The sequence below is a fragment of the Rania fehmarnensis genome, from assembly GCF_056494185.1.
This window is the reverse complement of the sequence record NZ_CM151398.1, coordinates 8,338,072-8,363,131: the sequence shown is the minus strand read 5'-3', so window position 1 is coordinate 8,363,131 and position 25,060 is coordinate 8,338,072. Positions and strand designations below refer to the sequence as shown.

The following is a 25,060-nucleotide window of genomic DNA, read 5'->3' as shown; positions in this document are numbered from 1 at the left end:
GGACGACATCTGGCTCGGTTGATTGTTAAGAGCAAAGGTACTCTTCGAACACTTCTTCAGACTTCCGCCAAGGCTTGTCAGGATTGCCGACGATGCCGCTGATGCCCGCTATTGTTAGACCGTCTAAGTTGACCGAATTCTTGTCGAGGAAGTGAAGTGGTTTTCGGAAGTTTGGTGGCTTGGAATGGTCGCCAAACGTGTCGTGATTGCCAGCCACACCGACAACCCATGAGAAGTGCTCGCCGAACGCTTGCCATACAGAAGTGACATCGCCCGAACCGCCGCGTTTGTCGAGCTCCGGCGTAGTGTAGAAATCACCAGCTAAGAATACTCCGATCCGACCAGCCGGCAGTGATAGGCTAGGTAAGATCGACTCTGCTAATACCTGAGGCAGCCACTCGCCGAGCAATCGTAGTTGAGGACCAGTCTGATGCTTAAAATGTTCGCGCCCTTGCAGGTCGCCGGTGACAACGATCGCAGCCACGCCGTCGGGAAGTTGATCTACCCATGCCAATTCAACCGGCAGGATGTCCTCATAGTATTGGCCAGGCCCTCGTCCTGCGTTGAAGAATGTGAGCTCGGCGATCGGTTTAGGTTCTAGTTCGAGGATCCGCATGTTGGCTCTACGTCCTTTCGTTTTTCGCCAGATTGAAACTGACAAAATTGAAGGACCAAAAATTAACGTTTACCTTTGCTTAATTGGTCTACCAACGTGAGCATCGTTGGAATGCGATGACTGCCGTGCATACCAAGTATTGCATCTACGGCCTCACTGATTTCATAGCCAACGGCTGTAATGAATAGCGGGCGAATGCTGCCGCCACGATGAACTTCTACGGCGTTGGTTGCTGTCGCGAACGAAGTCTTGGCTACGCCAATAACAGGGATACGACCATCGAGAACGTCGTATAATCTTGCCCCCAGGCCTTGCTTACCATGCTCATCTAGCCATACATAACCATCGATTACGATGATGTCTGGGACGGCGGGCAGTTGAGCCAGTACGGCTTGGATGCAAGGAAGTTCGCGTTTGTAGAATTCACCAGGTATGTACTCCTCAACCTTGGTGATCGTAACTGAGTAGGTTGCAAGAGGAGTCGCGTCAGCCCAATCGCCGAGGGTTACTGCAGCAGCGATCGCATTTGTATCGCCGTAGCCGACATCGATGCAGGCAATCATGACTAGCTCCTCAATTCAGCTCACCGGACGTGCTTGTGCCGGAGGTGCTGTTTCAAAACGATCAACGAAGTGGTGTGTCAGCAGTGGTGCTCTACCGACTGAGCTACGATGCCATATTAGTAAGTAGCATCGGTGGGACTCGAACCCACGACCGCCTGATTAGCAATCATGTACTCCGACGCGGCAGTTGATCATTATCTTCAGTGTATTCGATTTCAGCAAACGGATAGGAAAGCGGACTTCCAATAGCAACACCCGCGGGAAGATGGCCAACCTGCGGATGTCGCATTGGTAGTGTCAACGGTTAGACCGTAGCCTAACTCGCGTTTAGAGTTCAATCGCTTCAACTTCAGCGACGAAACGTTGGTTGTTGTGAGCCAGGAACGCACTGATCACGTTGAACACGGCGTCACTGAAGCCACCGATGTTCATGATGTCAGCTCGCTCGCAAGCCTGAACTGTTTGGTACGGTTGCAAGTCGATGTTGATGAGCTTCGGGCTAGCTTCCTTACCTGCCAGCTTGCGCTGGTTGGCAACGAAAGATTCCCAAGCTGTCATCACAGCGGTCGAACCGTGTCGTCCCGTTCCGACCCAGCTCTCGTTATCGCTAACGAGGATGATGCCGGCGAACTTGCGCTTCGCATGCTTCTGGTTGGCAGCTACCAGCGGCAGCGAACAATCTGTTCCACCACCACCGTACTTCGCCAGCCGTTCAGCCAGACTCAGGATCGAATCGTTCGGATCGATCTTGGCGTCGTACGCCGACGTATCGAACGGAATGACTACACTGTCGGGGTTGCGTCGCAGGATGGCTGCAGCGAACAGTGCCGCTACGTCGATGCATCGCATCTTCGAAGTTGCACCTCGTCCGCGATGTCCCGTGACCGCACTGCTCATCGATCCAGAGGTATCCAGACCAATAACAACCGGTCCCGGCAACTCCGGTACGTTTCCACAAGCGATCTCGGCTGCCTTATGCAGTGCAGTCTTGATCTTCTGCGGAACATTGTCATCCGCGTTCAAGTACGCAGCAAAGTACTGGTACGGGAACTGCTTCGAGCGAGTGATCTCCGCCTTGTCGGCAATCCGCCCAGCGACGTAGTCAACCATCGCACTCGTTGCCAAAACATCGTGTCGCAGCAACGTGTTCAAGTTCATACGCAGTGCTTGCGGCCCCATCTTGCGAGCCAGTGCAGTCCAAACCTTCGGTCCCTTGGCAGCGTCAGACAACAAGTCCCATCGGACGTTGTCGAGTCCACCAGCGATCAAGGCTTGTGCTTCTTCACTTTCCGAGTCGCGGTACGCGATCAGCGACTGAACTTCAGCCGGCAAGTCGTCGCCGCTAGCCGGAGCCCACTTTTCGACTTCCTTACCGGTCAACCAACCGAACATGGCCCGGCGCGCGTTATCCGTCGGTGTCGGTCGAGCCATTCGCAGGATATCCCGCAAGCTCGGATCGTTACCGATCGATGCGCTCAGCAGCTTACCGACCGAAGCGGTGTTCAACCAGCGCTGGAACGCTCGCTGCACAGAGCTCGACAAACCAACGCGGCCCTTGCCAGCCTTGTTCTTGAACTGGCCAGAGCGGATCATTTGGAATACCGTTCGCAGAACGCGACCGTTATCGACCACGCGATCGAAGACTCTGTGCATCAACTCGGTATCACGAACCGACAACGCAACCAGCAATGCAGCCGGCATGTCCTTCATGAACGCCTTCTCGCGAGCGTACAGAGCCAACTTCGCCAGGTATTGGTTGTCATCGACCTGGTCGATCAGCGCCAACACTTCGGCGAGTTGCGTCTCAGCCGTGCTGTAGAACGCGTTTCCGAACGTACCGGTAGCGGCAACTTGAGCCAGCGCATGCTTCGGCTCGAGCTTGTAGGCTCGGCCACCGGCTTCGTTGACTGCGTTAGCTTGTGGCAGTCGGCTGGTAAGACTTGCGAAGAGAGACTTGTTGGCCATTGGTGTGACCTCCTCAATAGAAAACTGTTCGACGAAGGGTTGTTGAGAAAGGCCAGCGTCAATGACACTGAGCCATCTTTGTAACAGATGTATTCCCAACTGGCAGTCGAACCAGATTCGCAAAGCCAGGGTAAGCACGTCGCTCACCCTGCCTCCCCTTATTATTTCGTGTGCTTGTTGCGGTAAAAGAGAGCGATGCCAGTGAAAGGTTCGCAGGCTGGTTTGAAACTACTACGATGTAGTTAAACGGTGGACGCTCTCAAAAACTGGCCGTCATTCGCGTGTTGTAGACATGTCCAGTGAAGCGATCTCTCAAAGGATCAGAGAGGTAAGCGAACTGAATCAACTAGGGCTGTCGCTCGTCAACGCGAAACCGTGTCCCGCTCCTGAAGTGTTGGCGGACGAAGCGAGTCCGCGAGCGAATCCTGACCACGCATCCGAGTAATCCTAAATTCGATGTATCAACTTAGGTTATGATGGGCGGTCGAGGTAGCTGCCACATTATTGCTCTGAGTTTCTGCAAGTCCCATGTCATCGCGTTTTCCCAAGATTGAGAAACTAGCGGCTCGGTTGAAGCCATATGGATTCGATCGGGGCTACGACTTCGGAATCTTTGAGATTGGATTCTCTCGGCCGTCAGCAATTCCTCGACTCTTTGAACATCTGCATGTTTGTGGTCAAGGCAAACATTCGGAAGTACTGTATGCCAATACGGCATTAAGTGCGATCAAGCATTTTAACCATGATGAATGCGTGTCGCTGCGTGACCTAGACCTCATGTTCCGACTGGAACGGGACACCGATCGGCATTGGACGGAGATTCACAGCCCTGCAGACAAAGTGGACTGGCAGAATCGCCTGATCGAAGCAGCCGACGATGCATGTCGACAGACAGCGCAAAAGTTGGAAGCGGAATTGCTTGGTCTTATTTCACAAGAGCGAGATGTAGCAGATCGGTTTATCGCGTTGGCCGGGGATTTGACTGCGGTGCTAGATCGCGAAAGCGCCTACTTGAATGAGACGCCGCACGAACGGCAGCAGCAAATCAAGGTCTGGTCCTGGGCCAATAATGACAACCAAGTGTTGGCTTGCCATTTGTTCTTCAGGCAGGTGACAGACATTGATGGCCGCTTACTGGAAAATTGCGATTGCAAGCTCAAGGACAACGAGCCTCTGCGCCGCCTCATGCACATGATCTCCGATCATGTTGCAGATTGTCGAGACCGCTTCAGCGCCAAGAATATTTAAAAAACAACCGACGAAGTGTGACCAGAGCGCCATGACGACGAGCGTCATTCGATAGCTCCCGCTATCGCGGCAAAGGGTGGTGGATGTACTCCGAATCGGCAGTCGGTTGTTGATTCAAAAATGATTGACGAAGTAGTTGACCAGAGAACTTCGACGCCTCTACCAGTTGGGCTACGAAGGATCTTTCGATCCGTCGGCGGGATTCGAACCCGCACAATCGATTTCTGATGTACTCCGAGTCGGCAGTCAATCATTTGTTTCGTATCGCAAGCGTCTGGAACGAAGTGTGGACGAGAGTCGCCTTGCGGCAATTGGGACTTCCGACTTCGAGCAACCATGTTGCTCGACCGTTGACAGGCCTGTCTATCTCCGAGGAGACTCGCACGCCATTCACTAGCTGGTCACCCAGCGATCGCTACCTTAGGCCCCTCATGGAATCCCGTTCGGCAGTTCCAGTCCTACCTCGGTTCATCGTCGATGCGGTGCTTCAGTCCTTGTCTCTAAAAGTACTCGTCGCGATTGGCGCCATCAAAAGTATCCTGAATGGAGGCAACAGCGTTTGAATCGCTTTCCGCTACCACACGGACACGGGTCATTCCGCCCGAGCTTCTCCTCCAACAGTTTGTTTCCGTGAACGATTCGGACGCCGCGCTTGACGTTGGTCTCCGAAGGGAATCCGCGTCGACGCTTACTCATCGATTCGAAAAAAGAGGTCTTCGTTGGTGATGTCCCGCATGATGCTGATCTCCATATACAAGTTTTAGTAGCTAGAAAAGGGACTAGCCGAGCCGCATTGACTCGGCCAGTCGGTACAAAATCATTTGAACGAGGTGTTAGTTCAGACGTTTCGGTTTCAATTGATGTAGTCCAAACTGGCAGTTCAAACTTTAGAGCCGATGACTGGATTCGCACCAGCATGGATCCGCTTACAAGGCGGACGCCTTTCTCAGTCGAGCCACATCGGCGGGCAAGCTGTGAGCTGTAAGATATAAGGAGTATGTGGAAGGCATTAGGTTCACATGGTTGCCTTTTGCTTACCAGTTCTGTGCCCCTAACCGTCGAACGGCAAGAGGCTTTTGCCAAATCTAAATGCTCGGAAAACACACTGGCTTACGCTTAATGAATAGCCCCGATTTCGATCTAGTCAGTTGTTTGCAATCCGAACGTGGAATGGATAGACTACTTGCGGGTGAAATGGCTCGCCTCCAGATCCGCGGGAAGGGTTTAACCTCGCCAGGAAATTCTCCACTACATGTGTGATTTCATTCTTCTCAGTCTGCTGCGGATCCAGGCAAATAAGGAGAATGACATGGCCAAAAAACTCGTATCTCGTCCCAATCTCGACCATCTGCGTGCGCAAGCCAAGAGATTGCTCGTTGAGTTCAGGCAGGGTGGCAGAGAAGCCATCGCTTGCATCCAAACACATGTTCCAGCCGCTGCATCGATGACGTTGAAGGAGGTCACGCAGCGGGATTGGCGGCTAGCGGATGCTCAGCTTGCGATTGCTAAACAAACAGGTTTCGCGAGTTGGCCCAAATTATCGGCTCACATAGAGGCTCTTCGCAGCCTGGAAGGCACGTGGGAATTTGAAAGCTTAGAAGTGTCTGGTAATCCCGTTTCCCCAGATATGCTTCATGGATCTAGAATCTTGATCGATGGTGATCGCTTCCGTTCCGAGTCTGCTGGTTCGATCTACGAAGGGATTTTCATCATCGACGTTGAACCTAAGGATTCTACGATCGACATACAATTCGTCGAAGGCCCAGAAGCTGGCAACACCAACTATGGAATCTTCCGCTTTGTTGACTCGAGGCTTGAGATATGTCTGGATATGTACGGCAAAGCGCGTCCAACAAAGTTTGCAACGGCAACAGGGACTGGACAAGCATTGGAAAGACTTATTCGATCTGATGCAACTCGCCCGCAAAACGTGACGGGTGGAACGGCGCCCGCGGAGCATCAAAACACATTTACCGAACCGAACGCTGAACAATTCGCATATGTGCCAGGAGAGACGATTCGGCGTGTCCAGGGTGAATGGATAGCTGTGAAAATGGTTAGCGACGGAATGCCACTGCCAGCAAGCATGGTCAAGTCTGGAAAACGGATCGCCAATCACAATCGGCTGTCCGTAACCTTTGGCGGCCAAACAATGATTGACGCGCTCTTTCGAATCGACGAATCAAAGTTGCCAGTCGCTGTAGACTATCTGCATGTCGCAGGCGGATTCGCAGGAAAGCTTCAACTTGGAATCATTGCACTCGAAGGGGATCAACTGGTTGTAAACATGGCAGCGTTTGGACGTCCAAGGCCAGTTAATTTTGAGTGCCTTAAAGGAAGCATGCAAACGTTGAGCTACTGGAAGCTCAAAGGGTCGCCGTAAGCAGATTACTGTTAGCTTGGCAACGCTATCCTCGGCCCGCTGGACTTTGGTTACACAAAGGGTTGCTCAGTAAGCAGGAACGCAGTGATTCGAACACTGTCCATCGGTTTTGGAGGCCGAGTCCGCTCCCAGGCGAACATTCCTGTATGGCAGAAGCCCAGCGAGCTGAGCTTCTGCTGTTATTAATCTTCGAGCTCTACAATCCAGTAGGCTTCGCTAATGAACTTGGACCAGCTCTTCACTCGCTGCATTCGATCGGCGTAGATCGGCTTCCAAGCTGGACGCACTGGCGCCGTGCGGAGCTTCATATGCGCTTGAGCCGGAGTCCGGTCAGCCTTCTTCGAGTTGCAGTCGATGCAAGCCAGAACGCAGTTCGTCCACATCGACGTTCCACCTTGAGCTCGCGGAACAACGTGGTCGATCGTGAGCTCTTCGCTGCCTGGCTGCTTTCCGCAGTATTGGCAGGTCATCTTGTCACGCTTGAATACGTTTCTACGGCTGAAGGTAACCGTCTGAGTCGGCATTGCATCGAACTTGGTCAATGCGATGACTTCTGGGATACGGATGCGTTGGCGAACCGACTGGATGAACGGCTCATCTCGGTCCGGTACCAGTTGGCTCCAATCGCTCCAGTCATACAACTGGTAATCGATCGGGTCGACGATCTTGGCTGAGTCGTTCCACAGCATGATCAGTGCCCGCGCAACCGTCGCCACGTTGATCGGCTGCCAGTTGCGGTTCAGCACCAACGTTGGACGCTGAAGCGATGGGCTCAGGCCGATTGGCATGTTGTAGTTGTCGATGGTGGCTGCGATGGTGCTCATGCTTAGTCCATTCCGTTTACCTTCGAGACTTTGACATGTGGTTGGGTTGAGTGTTTCTCTATCGCAGCGGAAGGAGAGGGAGTCGAACCCTCAAGGCTTGTCATGCAAGCTCGGCCGGCTTCCAACCGGATCCCGTCGCCATTCGGTTTGCCCTTCCGTAATGTTTTCAGTAGCTCGACCAGGAATCGAACCTGGAACTTCTCGTTAGAAGCGAGAGATGATGTCCGCTTCACCATCGAGCCGTATCATCTTTGAACAATCGGTTGAGCCAACGAGGGGAGCGGAAGGCAAGGGAGTTGAACCCTCACAACTTTTGAAGTTGCACTGTTTAGCAAACAGCCGCAATCCGCTCAGATTACAGGCATTGTCGCGTGCTTTCATGTTTGTACACTGCGTGATACACTAATTATCGACTAGCAACGGCTAGTCAGTAAAGAAGTTGACCCCGCAACCTCTGGCAAGGTTCGGGGTCGTGATGCCACTTTCTATAGGAGCATGGCATGGCTATCAGTGTACCAAAACGCGCAAACAAGTTCCCACTTTTCATTCACAAAGGGCGCGGGTACTGGTGCAAGACAGTACTTGGGAAGCATCGTTACTTCGGCAAGGTGGTAGACGACCCGCAGGGCAAGCGAGCGCTGGCCGAATGGCTGCGGATCAAGGACTATCTGCTGGCTGGCCTGGAGCCACCACCTGACTGCGACGAGGATCTCATCACTGTCAAGTTCGTGTGTAACGAGTTCATGGATTCAAAGACTCGTAAGCGGGAAGCTGGCCAGATGGTACAGAAGTCATGGGATGAGCTGCATGATACTTGCAAGTTCCTGATGACGGTGATTCCAGCGGGTGTGGAAGTGCGAGTGTTGACTCCAGCACACTTCATTAAGACACTGGATGCGATTCACGCTAAGTACAAATCGCCAAACAGCCGTGGCAAGATCGTCGGTCAGGTCAAGTCGATTTTCAAACATGCCTATGCGAACAAATTGATCGATCGACCAGTTCACTTTGGCACAGAGTTCACTAAGCCACCTCAGCTTGCTTATCGCCAACACGAGAACGCCAAGGGTGACCAGTCACTCAGCGCCGAGCAAGTGAAGGCACTGCTGGACCACACCTGCGTGAATGGCAAGGCGATGATCCTGCTGGGTGTACAAGCGGGATTCGGAAATACAGAGTTGATGGAGTTACCACGCTCAGCCATCAAAGGCGACTGGATTGAATGGCCACGCGCTAAGACAGCCACAATGCGGCGCATACCGTTATGGCCAGAAACGAAGAAGGCGATTCAGGACGCCATCGAAAACGGTCCAAGCGACTCGAAGTATGTCTTTGTCGACGAAGAGACCGATAGGCCGTATCGAGATCGAAGAGAGATAAGCAGAGTGTTCGAGCGAGCGGCAGCGGCAGCTAATTTAACTGGCCACTCCTACTATGACTGCCGACGAACATTTCTAACTGTCGCCGAAAATGACTCAGGTGATTCAGTTGCCGTAAGCGCGATCATGGGCCATGCGTCCAAAGCTAACGACATGGCTGCTAGATACCGACAGAACGTTAAAGATGAACGCCTGATCGCTGTCACCAGTGCGGTGCATGCATGGCTGTTCGCTAAGGCCACACCTGCGCGTAAGAGTAAGCGAGGTGCCAAGTGAACGACAGTGATGCACGGTACTCTATCGATGATCCCAATGTTGCTGCTGTGTTCGCGGCTAACTATCCATTGGCCTATCAAACGTTGTTGGCCATCAAGCGATGCGAGTACGAGCAGCGAGCACTCAAGCAACGCTGGGACGAATACATTGCAAATGAGCCAACTGACTACGCGATGGCCATGCAGTGCAATCTAGCGGCGATGATTGATGGTAAGTTGATCGAGATCGATGCCCTGCATGACGAACTCATGCATCACTTCGCTGTCGTTAACACCAATACCAACGCAGTGAAGAATGAAGATGTGGAAGTGATCGTCAAGCAAACTAAAGAGATGGATGCACAGATCTATCAGAGTGTTCTAAACAGGTTCGAGCTAGCTTTCGCGAAGCGCCGATCACATGGCGAAGTTGGTGACACCATGGCTAACTTAACCGATCATGAATACGCTGCGTACTGTAGACACTCAGAGGAATTGGGAGTGAGGGTAACGAAAGAAGCTAGCGCGCACTTCAAGAAGAAGTCGATAGATAAGGCGGCTACAGAGAAAGCAAAGAAACGTTCTTAGTACTACATACGACCCACCCTACGACCCCCTACGACCCAAATTTATCTCAAAAAAAGTTTGGGTCTTGTCGTTTAGTTTACGCCTACTCTCGCGCTATACGACCCCACCCTACGACCCCTACGACCCAAGTATGCATGGGTCGTAGGCCCTGGAAATAACAATTCGCCACAGTAGATTTTCCTCAGCAGTCACCAATCAGTTGCGGCGGCAAACATCTCTCACTGAGGAAGCAACAATGAAGCAATCACTGGGGGGCATACCAGCCAGTGCGCTGGACAGCATCCCGACTCTAACCGTGGTACATGATCGCATCCTGACCGTTCAGCAGTTCGGAGGGGTCATGCAGGTCGACGAGGAAACCGTGCTCGACTGGATAAAGGAAGGTCGCATTCAGGCCAGCAACATCAATATGAGCCCGACTGCTCAGCGTCCACGGTGGCGCATCATGCAAAGCGAATCTTTGCGAGTGATGCAGCAACGTCGTACTGGTGAGCCACAGGCACTGCCAGAGCAGCCCAAGCGTCGGCGCGCTAAGTCGACATCGGTTGACTATTTCGCCCAATAGAAAACGGCAGGCCCCAACGCAATTAGTGCCTGCCGCTTTCTGAATCCTAATGTCCGAGTGATAGTATGCACGAAAACTCAGATCACCAAAAGCACAGATGGGTCAAGCTATACCCTAAGGCTGAGCAGTCGCAAGTTTTTAGCAATTCAGACCTGTGGCACCTGTTTACGTGGTGTCTTATGCGCGCCAACTGGAAAACAGGTTGGTTCAAAGGCCGATGCATTGATCCAGGCCAGTTCGTAATAAACAAGCCCAACGCTGCCGAACTCCTTCAATGCTCACTTTCGACCCTTGATAACCGGCTTCGGAAGATTGAGTCATTTGGCTGCATCAAGATCCACTCCAACAACCAGGGAACCATCATCGAGGTTTGCAACTGGAGTCAGTACCAGCAGCCTGAAAACTCTGGAAACGGAATTGCCAATGAAAACGTTCATGAAACCGACAAAAACCGCAGTGTAGTTGGAAACGAATTACGAATCGGATTGGAAACGAGTTACGAAACGGATTTGAAACCAATTACTAAACGGACTGGGACTATAGAAGAAGCATTAGAAGTATTAGAAGAACAAGAAGAGTTAGATGAGGCTGCGTGCGCAGCGGATACTTCGCTCCCTAAAGCCAATTTGGGAAATGCATCTGAAGCCCCCCTCACCCCCTTCACCCATGCAAATGGGGGTGGCGCTAGCAAAGAGCACCAGCTGCCAGTGGATGGTGTTGAGTCGACCGTGGTTCAGGGTAAGCCGCGCAAGCGGAAAGATCTCGGCCAGTGGGCTATCCCACCTCACTTGGATACGCCAGAAGTTCGTACCGCGCTTGTCGACTTTGAGCGTATGCGTCAGTCGATTGGGAAACCGATTACCAGCCGGGCGAACGTAAGCAGGATCTTCAGGAAGTTTGAGAAGCATACGGCTAGCGATGTAGTGCTCGCTATCGACGAAGCGATAGCCAGCGAGTGGCAGGGGTTCTTTCCGCCAAAGCAATTGCCGAACAGTCCATCGCTAGCCGCCGCTAGGGCGTCGGTCAGTTCCGAAGAGACTCTTCGCAGATTGAAAGAGGAGGCATAATCGTGCTCGAAATGGAATTGTCTTTAATCGGCGCGATGATCATTGATCCAGACGCGATCGACCTTGCCATGGCCGAGCAGCTACATCGCAGCGACTTCAGTGATCACGCACTCGGACGTATGTTTGCAGAGCTTGTTTTGTTGCGCCAGGCAAGAAAGCCAACCGACGACTTTAAGTTCGTCGAGGCTCACATGGCGGCGGCGGGCATAACTGGAGCTGCTGGCGAATGCGTTCGTCAGGAAGTTGTCATTAAAGCTGTTAGGGATGCAACGTCGCACAACGCTAAGCACTACGTCGCTAAGATTCGTGAGGCTTCGCAGATTCGCGAGTTGAGCAAGCTGAGCATGCAGATCTCCGATCAACTCTCAGGTCCAGGTGTCGACGTATCAAAGACACTCGGCATCATCGAGCGACGTGTTACGTCGATCAGGTCTAGAGTTCGTCGAAACCAAACCCAGTCCATCGGCGACGTGATGGAAGCGGTTCTGAGTGCCAGCGTCAATCACTCGGATGAGCAGATTCGCGTAATCCCAACTGGCTTCCCGTCGCTTGACAAAATCATTGGAGGGTTCGTGCCCGGTCGGCTGTACTTGCTTGGAGGCAGATTCGCAAGCGGTAAGTCTGCTATGTGCGCCGAACTTGCGGTGAAGGTCTCAGACTTCGCAACAGCGGCGGCTGCTCGGAGTTCAACGTTGATGTTCTCGATGGAGATGGACTCTGTCGAGTTTGGTCAACGAGTGGCGTCGATGGAAGGCGGCGTCCCAATGAGCGCGTGGAAGCGACGGCGAAACGAAGACGAGATTGCCCGTATCCGAGAGGTTACCGAGCTGTCGAAGAACTGGAAGTGGTCGATCAACGACTCCCGCCGAATTGACCTGCCGATGATTTCCGCGATCGCGCAGATGCACAAGTCTAAACATGGATTGGACATCCTAATGGTCGACAATCTTTCGTTGATTAGGTCTCCGATCTCGCAAAAGGTCGATCGCTTCAAACACATAACTGAAGAACTGAAGTGCATGGCCAGTAAGGACGAACTCGACTGCGCTATTGTGCTGGTCGCTCAGCTGAATGCTGATGCCCATGAAAACGAGCCGAACTCAACGTCGTGGGCGGACTGCAAAAGCATTGAGGGCGATGCTGACGCTAGTTTCATGCTGCACAAGCCAAAGGAGTGTAAAGATGGCAGCAGACGCAAGCTGATCATTACCAAGAATCGCCACGGTATTGATGGATCGATTGACCTTGAGTGGAACGGAAAATTTCAACGATTCAGCGAGGTTGTTTAGATATGATTAGCCAGGACGACAAGGAACGAGTGAAAAGCTCTTGTGACATCGTTGAAACGCTAAGCCAGTGGCTGGAGCTGCGACGGCAAGGATCGAGCTTCACTGCGTTGTGTCCATTTCACGGTGACAGGCGACCTAGCCTGCACGTCAACCCATCGCGCCAGTCGTGGAAGTGTTTCGTTTGCGATCTTGGCGGCGACGTTGTTAGTTTCATAATGCAAAGAGAAAACCTGTCATTTCCCCAGGCGATGGAATTGCTGGCGGATCGGGCTGGCATAACGCTATCTCAATCGCAAAGTGACAAGCCAAGGCTCGACCGCAAAGTAACAGTTGACCTACTGGAGTGGTCGGTCTCTGAATACCGAAAGCAGTTGGTCGGCGATGCGCTCAGCTATGTCCGCAATCGACTGTCAGATGATGCGATAAACCGCTTTGAAGTCGGTTACGCGCCAGACGGGTTTGGGTTCCTGTCGTCGCGCAAAAGCGACAAGGAGCTTGTAGAGATTGGACTGGTCAAGCTGACGGATCGTGGCAGCAGGTACGACCAGTTTCGAGACCGAATCGTTTTTCCGATTAGAGACTCGATCGGCAGGGTGATTGGGTTCGGCGGTCGGTCGTTCAACGGGCACGAACCGAAGTACCTGAACTCGTCAGATAGCGAGCTGTTCAAGAAGTCTGAGCACTTGTTTGGATTGCATTTAGCCAAGAACGAAATAAAGAAACTTGGCGCGGCGATTGTTCTTGAAGGCTACTTCGACGTGGCTTCCATGCATCAACATGGCTTCGCTAACTCGGTCGCAGTTCTCGGAACAAGTTTCAGTGAACGGCATCTCAAAAAATTGAGCTATCTATGCGACACCGTTTTGCTCATGTTGGACGGCGATCGAAGTGGTGTTACTCGCATGGCCGACATACTCAGGTTGTTTGCCAACACAACAGTTGAGATCAAGGTCGCGTTGCTTCCAGGCGGAATGGACCCTGACGAATTTTTGGCTGCTCATGGACAAGACGGCATGAAGTCGGTCATTAACAACGCCGTCAGTGCTGTCGACTTCATGATTGGTCGTTCATTCAGCGGCTTCGACGCAATCCATGACGCGTCGCGAGCTATCAGGGCGATTGACGACGTACTGGCGACGGTAGCTGCTGGAGATCCAGTGCGGATCGATCAGGTCGTCAGTCGGATTGCTCGGATAACTGACACTACACCAGAGTCAGTTCGCGGTCGAATCAGGAAAGGTAATTGGGTAGCCGCTGATCCTGTTCCGGCGAAGTTCGAGAGGCTAGGCAATCGCGAGTCGTCTGTGTTCAGTTTGATGTTGCAGGACACTCGGTTGTTCTCTTTGGGCATTGAACGCATAGACGAAGTACGATTGACCAAGCTTGGCGCTGAGCTACTCCGGGCCATGCAGCAGATGGACTTTAGTGGGCTTCTGGTTAACGAGCAGACTCTTATGGCGCATGTCGAAACACCAGCACTCAAAAGCGCGATCGTGAATCTAATCGAGCCGATTCCGGACGATCACAACCGGGTGTTCGCAAATCTTGTTTTGGGTTTAAGTCCAGTAGAACCTGAAGAATCGCTTCAGGAAGTCTTAGATCGTAAGCGGAGGCTGAACTGAACACGCAGATTGGGCAGCTGACGCTTAACAAATCGCGGCGATAAACTCGATTGTCGGAAACTTCAAGTCGCTCGAACCGTCGATCGGCATTGTGGCAGTTCAGCCAGCGGCAGCGGCAAGACCATCTTGATCGCCCGAGCCTTTGTGCATCGTTCGAGGGCGTGTATTGTTGCTCTCGCGAATCAGCGGATGCCGTTTTGAAGTTAAAGCCGAGTCGGCTTTCAGATCATTAGTGGGCGAGGAGGGACTCGAATAGGCGTGCAATCGCTGGGGAAAACGGGCATACTTTTGAGGGCGAAGTAAAAGCCGAAGAAGTTCTTCAGCGTGCCTTAGTCGCTGGCCAAATCGTGGTGCAAGAACTTGCGAATATCCATGAGCCACTTGCGATGGCGCTGGCATTGGAGCTCACTGAAGCATTAGAACGTGTAATCCAACGACGTTCCCTCTAAGCCCGTAGTATGAGCGAACCTTAAAAAGGGGAGCGGGGTACGTGTGCCCCAGGCCACCAAAGCCGAGGTGGAAAGAAATGAATGACGCACTTCGGCAGCGTCACTCACGCATGCTCGTCTGTGGCAGTAGCTCGTGACATAACTGGCGCGCGTTGCCAATAGCGGGTGACCTTTGAAAAGCTCGATCAGGTATTTAGCGAATCTCGTTGACTTCGTGCTAGCATTTGCATCTTGCACGACCGTTCCCAATCCCCTATTCTTACCAATCTCTTTGCTTCTCACTGCTTTCAATCTTCCAGGCTCTGACCTTGCTTTGTTGCGGGTCTGCTGGCGGGTCGGTCGATCTGCCATCGAAGAATTAATATCACCATGCGGCTCTCGAAGTGGTGGGCGGCTTATCTGGTCGGCGCTATTGCTGTTGCGGTAGCAGCTTCGTCCAATCTATTAGGATTCGACTCTCGACTGTACCTGCTTATTGCTGCCGTGATGGCGGCGGGCATATGCGGCGGAGCAGCGCCTGGACTGTTCACTACAGCTCTGAGCGTACTTGTTGCGACCTGGCTAATTGTTTGGAAGAACGGCTGGCCTGTGTTGGCGGACGACAATTTCGGGCTCTTCGCGTTCGTGGGAGTCGGTGTGTCAGTTAGCCTCTTGTGTGAAGCGCTCGTCAAAGCCCGTTTGCAAGTTGATCGTCAGATGACGCTCCTCACAGATTCGGAAACCTACCGCGCCATTGTTGAGGACGGCGCAGCTCTCATATGCCGCTTCCGGCCTGACGGCATATTAACGTTTGTGAACACGACATACTGTCACCAGTTCGGTCAGAACAAATCGGAACTGGTCGGCCAATCATTCGTACCGCTCGTTCCCGATGAGGACCGTCCTCTCATCGACCGCATGCTGCAAGCGCTGGGCCCTGACATGTCGCCCTATACTCACGAGCACCGGATTGTCCTGGGCGACGGGCGCGTAAGGTGGCAGCGTTGGACGAACCGCGCCATTCGGAACAGTGCTGGTGGCTTCATCGAGTATCAAGCCTTGGGTATAGATATCACCGATCGTCGACAGTCTGAATTGCAGCTACGGGAACTGAACGCCAACCTGGAAAACCAAGTAGCCAGTCGGACGGTCGAGTTAAAAGCAGTCGTCGAACGATTTCAGTTGGCCGTCGAAGCGACGGGTATGGGCGTATGGGACTCTGCTTTGCCAGCTACCGCACTTGGATGGGACTCACGGCTTAAAGCCATTTGGGGACTACCTAACGAAGAGATCGCGCTGTCCACAGTGCTTTCTATGATACATCCAGAGGATCGCTCCACCGTGGAGCGAGCGATGGCAGATGCTATTGATCCAAATGGGACAGGGCGCATTGCTGTCGAACATCGGATCCGTAAAGCTGACGGTACTTATCGCTGGGTTTCGACTTGGGGGCATACTGTGTTCAGCCAAGGCAATAGCAATCGAGAGCCAGTGCGAAGCGTTGGTGTAATGCTAGACGTGACGGAACGACGAAAGGCTGAAGAGGAGCTGCGTGCGAGTGAGGATCGGTTCCAGAAGTACATCGATCACATGCCTGCGGCTTCGTGGCTCCTGGACTCAGACAGCCAAATAGTATTTGTTAACCGATACTACGGGCGCGTAGCAGGCGTCGATCCGAGTACTCTCACGGGCAAAAACTCATTCGACTTATACCCCCCGGAGATTGCCACTCAACATCAATCGAACGACCGGCGCGTACTTGGAACAGGCAAGGCGGTAGAGACCACTGAGCGTTACATCCGCACCGATGGAACACAGGGAGAGATGTTTGTTGTCAAGTTCCCGGTCCCGGGCCTTCACGGGCGCATGTTGATTGGTGGTGTTGCCGTTGACATTACTGAGCAGCGGCGTCAGCAAGAAGCCATTGCAGAGAAGTCACAAGTACTTGAAACCGTGTTGGACAGCATGGGCGAGGCGGTATTAGTTTGTTCCGCAGATGGCACTATGGTGATTCGAAACCGGGCGTTCAATGAGCTCTATGGAGCGCAACCGTCCCTCGGCTCAGTCAAATTGCAAGATTGGAAATATGCAGTGCACTTGCCCGGTGGTAATGGGCTCTGCCCATTCGACGACTTGCCCATCGTCCGGGCAATGCGAGGAGAGTCTTGCGACGATGTCGATTTAGAATTCATTTCCGAAAAGTATCCACAGGCGCTGACAATGAGTGTTACGGGGCGACCTCTACTTGGTGCCCACGGCGTCTCAGGTGGGGTCATTGTGATGCGCGACATGTCTGCTCGCAAAATGTCAACCAAGGCGTTGCAGGAGAGTGAAGCTCGCTATCGATCGGTAGTCGAGTCACTGGCTGAAGGGATCGTGATATACGATGCGGACGGTTCGATTAGTACTTCGAATGATCGGGCGGGGGAAATCCTCGGCCTGACCAAAGAGCAGATTGCCAGAGGCAATTCCTTCGCGATATGCCAGACTGCGGTCCAAGAGGACGGCACTCGATTCCCCGGTGAGAACCACCCCGCTATCGTCGCCATGCGTACCTGCAAGCCGGTATTCAATACTGTCATGGGCATTCGCAAGCCTGAGGGCACATATTTATGGGTGACAGTCAATGCTGTGCCCGTTCTCAATGCAGAAGGAGCATGCAATGGAGTGGTTGCCTCGTTTCACGACACCACCCAGGCCCGCAAACTGACAGAACAACTTAGGAACTCTCTGAAGGAGAAGGAAGTCCTTCTCTGGGAAATTCATCATCGAGTCAACAACAACCTGCAAATTGTCTCGACGCTACTTGACTTGCAATCCAGTCACACTCAAGACCGGGCAGCGATCGAGATGTTCAGGGAAAGTCAGAGGCGGGTCAAAGCTATGGCCCTCATCCATGAACGGTTGTATCGCACAGCGAACTTGGCGCGCGTCAACATTGGCGAGTACGTACAACAATTGGCCGAGGACCTGCGTCGGGCCTACGACGCAAAAGGTGTCGATGTACAAGTCGACGTAGATGCAGAGATACCAGGACTGCCGATCGAGTCTGCCATTACCTGCGGGCTACTTGTGAATGAACTCGTTTCTAACTGTTTTAAACATGCCTTCAGAGCATCGGGAGGTACCGTTCGCATCGGCCTGCGTCGCGGCGAATCATCATCGTTTGTTCTCACAATCGCGGACGACGGGACGGGTTTCCCCGCCACTCTCGATTTTCGACACACATCCACGTTTGGGATGCAACTGATCCAGATGTTAGTTCGACAACTCCAAGGAAGCACCGAATTAAACGTTAAGAGTGGCACTGAGTTTACTATTACCTTTCCAGCCACCTCTGGAGTTTGACCGTGACCACATCCGTGCTCGTCGTGGACGACGAGATTATTATTGCTACTGGCATCGAAAAGCGACTAATGGCGTTGGGCTATAGAGTTGTCGCCCTCGCTACATGTGGTGAAGAGGCCATTCGACTTGCCCTTGAATTGCGCCCTGAAATCGTTCTGATGGACATTAATCTGGGTCGCGGAATGGACGGGGTAGTGTCCGCTGGGATTATTCGGAAGCTTGCCGGTATACCAGTGGTTTACCTCACCGCACACGCAGACGAGGCGACTCTTCACAGAGCAAAGCTTACTGATCCGTTTGGGTATGTCCTCAAGCCGTACGATGACTTCGATCTCCGCACAGCCATCGAGGTAGGGCTATACAAAAATGGAATCCAGCGAAGACTGTGGGATAAACGACAGCGGCTCGCCGCTATTCTGGGCAGTATTGCTGACGGTGTAATCGCACTTGACTCTCGGAGCCAGATTAGCTTCATGAATCCTGTGGCCGAGCGTCTGACCGGCTGGACTCTGGACGATGCAATTGGACAGGACGTGGCTGACGTGTTTCACATCGTCGAGGAAGCGACTCGCTGCGCGACTAAGAACCCTGCGGTGGCGGCCATTGAGACCGGCGAAGTTGTGTTCCTGGCAGAGAACATTATTTTGATTAGCAAGGCCGGGAATGAATGCTTCATTGAAGACTCTGCTTCGCCGATTTGGGACGAAGAGGGTCGCTCGGATGGGGCTGTGCTAGTGTTCCGGGACATCACCGAACGCCGTCAGCTTCAAGAGCATCTGCGACAGGCGCAAAAGTTGGAGGCAATCGGGCGACTCGCGGGCGGCATTGCCCACGACTTCAACAACATTATGACAATCATCCTCGGCTACGGAGAACTATTGAGGAACGAAAGCACAACAGCTAACGATCGGCGCATAGCCGTGGAAGAAATCTGCTCTGCTGGAAACCGCGCCGCTGCACTGACCCAACAGATCATGGCGTTTGGCCGCAAACAAATGCTTGTCACATGTGTGCTGAACTTGAACACCGTAGTCAGAGACATGTCGGCGATGGCTCGGCGATTGACTGGAGAGCACATCGAACTCACAATCGAAACCGTGTCCGATCTCAGTTCCGTGCTGGCTGACCCGACACAGATCGGTCAGGTGATCCTAAACCTAGTTTCAAACGCCCGCGACGCCATGCCTAATGGCGGACGGCTCGTCATCACTACGACGAATGAAGAGTTGGATGAGAGCACCGCGCGATTGCATCCCGACCTTAAGCCTGGGCGGTACGCGCTACTCTCCGTAACCGACACAGGCTCCGGCATGACCCAAGAGCATCTTACGCATATCTTTGAACCATTCTTCACGACGAAGGGCGTCGGAAAGGGAACGGGACTCGGCCTTGCAATGGTCCATGGAATCGTCAAGCAGAGCGGTGGACACGTGGAGGTCACCAGCAAGTTGGGGACAGGTACCACCTTCCGAGTATATCTGCCCGTCGTTTCGGAGACGCAGCAAACTCCACATAGCCACGAGGTGCGGACTGAAAAGAAGGGGCATGAAACCGTGCTTTTGGTCGAAGATGAGGCGACAGTACGGATGCTGACGAAACTGATCCTCGAACAAAATGGATATACAGTTCTTGAAGCATCAGCCGGAGCCGAAGCATTACACGTCGCATCAATGCATTCAGGCCCGATCGACCTGCTTCTAACCGATCTCGTCATGCCGGGCATGCCCGCGCGCGACGTCGCTGAACGATTGGCCGTAGTAAGGCCGAGCATACGAGTGATGTTCATGTCCGGTTACACTGAGGACATGATCGTGCGGCATGGCGTGGAATCGGGCACAACTGACTTCCTGCACAAGCCTTTCACTCCAACCGAATTGACAAAACAAGTGCGAATGTTGTTGGACCGTAATTGATTCTGTACACAACCGCACGGTTGTGTACGCCGTTTCGCCGATGCCAAGCGTCTATCAATAGAGTAGCGGTTTGGCGACGGGCTGGAGAACGGTAGTTGGCGGCTAGGGGCGCGCATTGATGAGTACATTGCTTGACTGGCCGAGTCTGCCATCCTCGGGACAGAACTCGGAGTCGAATTCTGCGCATAGCGCGTTGGTTTCCTGGAGCTGTGGTTTACTTTTGTCCCACCACGAATCCGCTAATCCAGATGTTCATCTCGATATAGTTCTTGACCAGCGGCAAGCCGATGACAAAAGCACCAGCTGGAATCGCCCATCGCCGGGTGCGAAACCAATTTGCGAGCCACTGTTCGAGGGGTTCGTCCAACTCCTCTTTAAACCGCAGCGTTTTTTCATTGAGCACGAACGCGCGGCTAGTGGCATTGGGGCAACACCCGTACTCCTGTAGCTTGTCTCTTAGGATCATGGGTATCTTACTTGGTTGTTCCTTAGATCAATCAAGTCGTGTTGCTCATCCCAGAGATTGCACGCTTCTACAATCAGCACATGCTCTTCGGAGGTGAACAATATTCCATTGACTCGTCTTGTTGTCATATTGTGCCTGACTTTATGGGTATTTGATCAATGCCGTGTTACATCCGCCTGACCATTTCGGAATTGTAGCGATGCGGTTTAAGCAAGCAGGGGCACAGAGGCCGATTGCCTGACTTCTATTCTGAAGATGACTTGGTGTCGCGTCACATCAACACACAACTTAAATTAAAAATCTGGGAACATTTCTGCGGGAACCGTGCACTCAGGAAAATTGAGCGAATCGGCAATCCACATGTATTTCGCCAAAACAAGTTGTTGGATGCCCGACGATAGCCTGTCCCGCCAATCGACGATTTGTTTGGTTGACAAGTTTGCCCCTTGACGAAAGCCGGGTATGGGTTCGATCGCTCGCTTGATCTCGGCTAGGTTTAGCACGCACATCATCATATTTGGGCGGCTCTCTAATTCCTCAAGGTCGCACTCACTAATGATGCGTAACGCCTCTGCATAGGTGTGTAACGTCTTATCTAACAGTGGTTTTGCTCGAGTTACTTCGTGGCTGAAGTAGGACAAAAGTATTTCCAACCCTAAATCGTCGATATCTTCAGGAAGCCTGTCAAAATCTGCCATGTGATCGACATGGTGAAACATTGATACGTAAGCTTCCGTGAACTGGTTGAAAACTGACCAGCCAGTACCAACTTCCCATTGACTCAAGCCCAACTGAGACCAGGTATCAATTGGGATCTCCTCTAGAATCGTACGCCACGCATCTTCACCGAGATCGGGTGGGTCCGAATAAGTTACCCCTTTAAAATGCGGATGCAGTGCTCGTTCCAAACTCTTTCCAGCAACTAGTGGAACAAGCAGGATCGATGACCAACAGAGGTCAATTGCTTTGGCGTTCACAAGCCTAAATCGATCTGGTCCAAAAGCAGCAATCAACTTATGCCATATCGTGCGGACTGCATACAAAGTGGAAATTGGGTGATTTGTATCGAATGTAATCCACAATGCAGGCTTGCCCTTCCATCGCACGGTTTCTGAAAGGATTTTGGCATTTATGCCTTCTTTGCGAAGCTCTCGCAATGAATTCTTTACACGATTTCTTGTTGGGCCGAGAATCTCCGTGTAGACGCGTGCTTTTCGATTTGCATGTTGCGGAGATCTTCGCTTCTTCTTCGGTTCTAGGCTTCGCAGCTGATGGGGGCAATCGTCGACAAACGCAAACCAAGCTGCGATTGTTGAAAGAAATTCTTTGCGTTCACGCATACAGAATTCCGAACTCGAACCAGGTAGGTGCTTATTGTCGAATACCAATTGTGTAGACGTTTGAAGTCGCTCCATTGCCACAAAAGCATCTGCTAAGTTAACCACAGACAGTCTGACACAGTCCCGGCTGATACCCTGCGCAGTCGCGGCCCTATAAATTGTATCTCTATCGGAGTCGGTATTCGCTGCACACAATTTGGGAACAAGAACTAAGCAGTCCAGGGCCTGTTGCGTAAAGCTTGCTAACGTCTTCTTGTAGTCTGCTACCGCCTGTCGTACGGGATCAAATCGTCGTTGCCCGCTGTATTGGTTTCTGCGAGCTTCAAAGTTACTGAGTGTTGACGATTCGGTAACAAAGCCCCATTCGTCGACGGCCACTCGTGGCAACAGCAGCTGTTTATTGATTTCTGTACTGCAATCTTTCCACACGACTTCGCCTTGCACGAAGGCGCGTGCACTTTTTACTCGGGAACTCTTCAGTTGTAACGTGACTAGTTGCAAATCGATAAACGATGCCAGGTTTTTTTCTCGCAATATCTGGAGCTCTTCGAAGTAACTTACCCAATTCTCTGGACGGAATCTCCTTTCAGCGAAGCCAATTGCAAGAGAGTTCACTCGTAAAAGCCATGAAGCGAAGAGAATTTCCGCCGATACGCCCGCTTTATTCGCCGCGTCCCATGGTTCAGAGGTGAGCGATGTGCGATGCCCATATCCGACTGCGCCATATAGTGTCTTTCCCGCGAACAGATTGCCGAGCAATTCCACTCGTTCCATTGCCAAATCGTGGATTGTCGCCTCCGCTATCACATGTGTCTCTCCTCGTCCACGAAGGGCAGTCGGCTGCAGGTCAATATCAATGACAAAATGAGCAACGAGACTTTCATCCGTTTCCTCAAGCTTAACGATTACAGCCTCACGCCGCATACATTCGATTAAATGGTTTCGGTTCTTTGAAAGCCACCGGTTGTACAATTCGGAATCAAAGGTTCGTACCCCACGAATATATTCACCAAAGAGGTGGAGCGATAGCACATCGAGTGCGCGGCTGATGTGGTCATCTGTAATTGCATCACGCAATGGGGATTCAATATGAAGGTGTCCGAGCCAAAAAAGGATCTCTGCCATGGCGCAAAAGCTACGCTTTTCGTTTGGCGGGATTGGTGATGATGCGCACGCGCTCAGCCAGTTACGAAGCTTTAAGAAGACTTCATCTTTGTTAGTTTGTCTAGCCATTGTGGCAAGGATGTAGTCAGTTTGGCCGCTAGTAAACAGAGGCGACCCTCTGAGACTTCGAATACCTTCTCTGTTGCGAGCTTGACCTAAGTCCCAGTCGAGAGCTAAGCGCCAGGCACTGTTGACGTTTTGGCCGACTTCATCGAGCAATGCTGAATTTTGTTCGGTGTATTCCCGTATTCCATTCCAGATGAGCGATGACGCTACGCCGCGTATTCCCAACCAACTGTTCGGCCTAAATGCATCCAATGTTTTATTCAGCAACGGGGTTGCTTCAGGATGTCGTGAAAACGCACAGAGTAGAAATGGCTCCAAATCTTCCTCAACGATCAAAGGTATTGTTCTAGACGCTACGGATGCCCACGTGCAAACGACTGGATCGGTTAATCTTCTTGAGATGATTTCGCTGCGGACGGAGTGATATCCCTCGACAAAGGAGCCGTTCGTCGAAACGCGAATTAAGTATTCGTTGTCGAATCGCTCGATCGTACGTTGCGGCGATTCTAAATCGCATAGGGCAATCAACTTCACAAGGTCCAACCTGGCTTCGTACGCCGATGCAATAGCAACAAGTCGAAGAAGTTCCAATTCGCCTTTGCTTCGTTGACCGAGAATTACTTCATCTTGCAATGCTTTAATCTGAGTTGATATTCGATCTGCGAGCGTCTCTTTCTGAGTGATGTAGTAAACGAACTCGAATAATGATTTTCTGTCGCCGAATTGGTTCCACGCATCTTCGAAGTCTAGGTGGCGGGTCGGCCCTCCCGCGGCTGTCAATCGACGATAAATCGGTTCGGCGTCGTATTTGTCAAAATTGAGTTGTATCTCGGCGAATGAGAAATCCGCAGCGCTAACATGCGTACGGTTCCAGTCCTCCTCGCGAATTGCAACCAGAACACGTATTCCTTTGACCGAGGCTAGTTCGCGTACAACTTCGGACCAACAGTTGTCACCGGGCCGAACATCGACAAAGACCAAAGTTGGGACGTCGACTGCTTCCACATGGCCTGCGAGTGCACATGCTATGCGTCGCGCATGTGCGTAGTCAGAAGAAGCGAGTATCTCAAATCGAAAGTTTAAGGGAGCGAATTCTTTCGCGTACCGGTAGGCCAGTGTAGTTTTTCCTTGACCTGAAGCGCTATGCAGTACAACGACACTATGATGGTCAAAGGCATCGTGAATCTCTTTTAAAATGCGCTCTCGCGGCACGTCGAGGTCGCGATTGACATGTTCAAATCGTACACGTCCGCCTCGAAAGAACTCTAGTTCGAGTGAATGCGGATGCATTCCCGAAGCCTCGGAAGCAATAGGAACGATTGTGTTATACCACTCTTCGTAGTAGGCAGAACGACGTGACAAAAACTTGCCAATCGCTTCCACTTTAGCAATGGATTGGCGGCGATTGATTCTTAATTGTGATTCGGAAGAGGTTAGTAACCACCACATAAGAAAATCAAATGCGTGTGAACCATCGACACCAGTGACCGTTTTCGACAACGCTGCAATAATGGAGTTCTTGAGCACCTCTTCGACTACAGTTGTCAATTGGATACGCGTGATGATACTCCTAGCCTGCTCGTCAGATATCCCACTAGCACGAGTCTTACTGTTTACCTCGGTAAGCCCTTGATCTCGTCCACCTGACTTTGTCAGAGTCCTCAGTACTCGGGATTGAGCAGCGGGGTCACCGTTAACGGCTAGCTGCAAATCGGGGCCGATAGGTCCAAACGATACGATTCGAACGATTGTCCTAGAATCGTTGGCGCAGTATGGGGCGATGCGCTGATAGAATGAAGGCTTAAAGCTCGAAGCAACAAGGTTTTCGCTGTAATCCTTTACTTGGACGATCTCCAGGAGGGCACCTTTGGAGTCAAATATAGCGAGGTCTTCGTTGCCTTCAGGTTGTATCACGTAGTTGTCTGGCATGCCCTCATCGAAGAGACGTGAGAGGGCGTAGAGCGCCTGACGT

General features: G+C 52.1%; 16 protein-coding genes, 3 tRNA genes and 1 pseudogene. 10 read left to right on the top strand and 10 right to left on the bottom strand.

Features of this window, described 5'->3' with window-relative positions:
• Positions 1-25 precede the first annotated feature (25 nt).
• The 3 genes from SH573x_RS28460 to SH573x_RS28450 all read right to left on the bottom strand — a co-directional run bounded on the left by SH573x_RS28460 (position 26) and on the right by SH573x_RS28450 (position 3,144).
• Positions 26-616 (bottom strand): hypothetical protein, encoded by a 591-nt coding sequence (locus SH573x_RS28460; protein ID WP_479351417.1) that lies wholly within the window; start codon positions 614-616, stop codon positions 26-28.
• Positions 617-678: 62 nt separating this feature from the next.
• Complete coding sequence (locus tag SH573x_RS28455) at positions 679-1,179, bottom strand: endonuclease V (RefSeq protein ID WP_479351416.1); 501 nt, start codon at positions 1,177-1,179, stop codon at positions 679-681.
• A 327-nt stretch (positions 1,180-1,506) separates the two neighbouring features.
• Positions 1,507-3,144, bottom strand: coding sequence for a TROVE domain-containing protein (locus SH573x_RS28450; RefSeq protein WP_479351415.1), 1,638 nt, complete (start codon positions 3,142-3,144; stop codon positions 1,507-1,509).
• A gap of 528 nt (positions 3,145-3,672) precedes the next feature.
• On the opposite strand from SH573x_RS28450, the gene SH573x_RS28445 reads away from it, so the two are divergent.
• Positions 3,673-4,392: a hypothetical protein gene (locus tag SH573x_RS28445; RefSeq protein WP_479351414.1), complete on the top strand. Its 720-nt coding sequence runs from the start codon at positions 3,673-3,675 to the stop codon at positions 4,390-4,392.
• Positions 4,393-4,920: 528 nt separating this feature from the next.
• On the opposite strand, the pseudogene SH573x_RS28440 reads toward SH573x_RS28445, so the two are convergent.
• Together SH573x_RS28440 and SH573x_RS28435 are read right to left on the bottom strand one after the other, a co-directional pair.
• Positions 4,921-5,007 (bottom strand): annotated as a pseudogene (locus SH573x_RS28440) (SEC-C metal-binding domain-containing protein); the annotation flags it as partial.
• 276 nt (positions 5,008-5,283) lie between these two features.
• Positions 5,284-5,357 (bottom strand) — tRNA-Thr (locus SH573x_RS28435).
• Between the two features lie 344 nt (positions 5,358-5,701).
• Here SH573x_RS28435 and SH573x_RS28430 point away from each other — a divergent pair.
• Positions 5,702-6,775 (top strand): TIGR03067 domain-containing protein, encoded by a 1,074-nt coding sequence (locus SH573x_RS28430; RefSeq protein ID WP_479351413.1) that lies wholly within the window; start codon positions 5,702-5,704, stop codon positions 6,773-6,775.
• Positions 6,776-6,957: 182 nt separating this feature from the next.
• Here SH573x_RS28430 and SH573x_RS28425 read toward each other — a convergent pair whose 3' ends face one another.
• The 3 genes from SH573x_RS28425 to SH573x_RS28415 form a co-directional block, all read right to left on the bottom strand.
• The gene (locus SH573x_RS28425) at positions 6,958-7,599 is read right to left on the bottom strand and encodes an HNH endonuclease (protein WP_479351412.1); all 642 of its coding nucleotides are present in this window, start codon (positions 7,597-7,599) and stop codon (positions 6,958-6,960) included.
• Positions 7,600-7,666: 67 nt separating this feature from the next.
• Positions 7,667-7,756 (bottom strand) — tRNA-Ser (locus SH573x_RS28420).
• A 13-nt stretch (positions 7,757-7,769) separates the two neighbouring features.
• Positions 7,770-7,841, bottom strand: a tRNA-Arg gene (locus tag SH573x_RS28415).
• A gap of 258 nt (positions 7,842-8,099) precedes the next feature.
• Here SH573x_RS28415 and SH573x_RS28410 point away from each other — a divergent pair.
• The 8 genes from SH573x_RS28410 to SH573x_RS28375 all read left to right on the top strand — a co-directional run bounded on the left by SH573x_RS28410 (position 8,100) and on the right by SH573x_RS28375 (position 20,052).
• Positions 8,100-9,254 carry a tyrosine-type recombinase/integrase gene (locus tag SH573x_RS28410; protein ID WP_479351411.1) on the top strand — a complete coding sequence of 385 codons (1,155 nt, stop codon included), beginning with the start codon at positions 8,100-8,102 and terminating at the stop codon, positions 9,252-9,254.
• Entirely contained in the window at positions 9,251-9,820 is a 570-nt protein-coding gene (locus SH573x_RS28405) for a hypothetical protein (RefSeq protein WP_479351410.1), read from the top strand. The genes SH573x_RS28410 and SH573x_RS28405 overlap by 4 nt, the downstream gene beginning before the upstream one ends.
• 235 nt (positions 9,821-10,055) lie before the next feature.
• Entirely contained in the window at positions 10,056-10,385 is a 330-nt protein-coding gene (locus SH573x_RS28400; protein WP_479351409.1) for a hypothetical protein, read from the top strand.
• 179 nt (positions 10,386-10,564) lie between these two features.
• Positions 10,565-11,452 carry a phage replication initiator YdaU family protein gene (locus tag SH573x_RS28395; RefSeq protein WP_479351408.1) on the top strand — a complete coding sequence of 296 codons (888 nt, stop codon included), beginning with the start codon at positions 10,565-10,567 and terminating at the stop codon, positions 11,450-11,452.
• An 11-nt stretch (positions 11,453-11,463) separates the two neighbouring features.
• The gene (locus SH573x_RS28390; RefSeq protein WP_479356824.1) at positions 11,464-12,741 is read left to right on the top strand and encodes a replicative DNA helicase; all 1,278 of its coding nucleotides are present in this window, start codon (positions 11,464-11,466) and stop codon (positions 12,739-12,741) included.
• Between the two features lie 2 nt (positions 12,742-12,743).
• The gene (gene dnaG, locus SH573x_RS28385) at positions 12,744-14,363 is read left to right on the top strand and encodes a DNA primase (RefSeq protein WP_479351407.1); all 1,620 of its coding nucleotides are present in this window, start codon (positions 12,744-12,746) and stop codon (positions 14,361-14,363) included.
• Positions 14,364-15,181: 818 nt separating this feature from the next.
• Positions 15,182-18,139, top strand: coding sequence for a PAS domain S-box protein (locus SH573x_RS28380; protein ID WP_479351406.1), 2,958 nt, complete (start codon positions 15,182-15,184; stop codon positions 18,137-18,139).
• A 2-nt stretch (positions 18,140-18,141) separates the two neighbouring features.
• Entirely contained in the window at positions 18,142-20,052 is a 1,911-nt protein-coding gene (locus tag SH573x_RS28375; RefSeq protein WP_479351405.1) for a hybrid sensor histidine kinase/response regulator, read from the top strand.
• 214 nt (positions 20,053-20,266) lie between these two features.
• On the opposite strand, the gene SH573x_RS28370 is transcribed toward SH573x_RS28375, so the two are convergent.
• Positions 20,267-20,518 carry a hypothetical protein gene (locus SH573x_RS28370; protein WP_479351404.1) on the bottom strand — a complete coding sequence of 84 codons (252 nt, stop codon included), beginning with the start codon at positions 20,516-20,518 and terminating at the stop codon, positions 20,267-20,269.
• A gap of 293 nt (positions 20,519-20,811) precedes the next feature.
• Positions 20,812-25,017 (bottom strand): hypothetical protein, encoded by a 4,206-nt coding sequence (locus SH573x_RS28365; RefSeq protein WP_479351403.1) that lies wholly within the window; start codon positions 25,015-25,017, stop codon positions 20,812-20,814.
• Between the last annotated feature and the right edge of the window lie 43 nt (positions 25,018-25,060).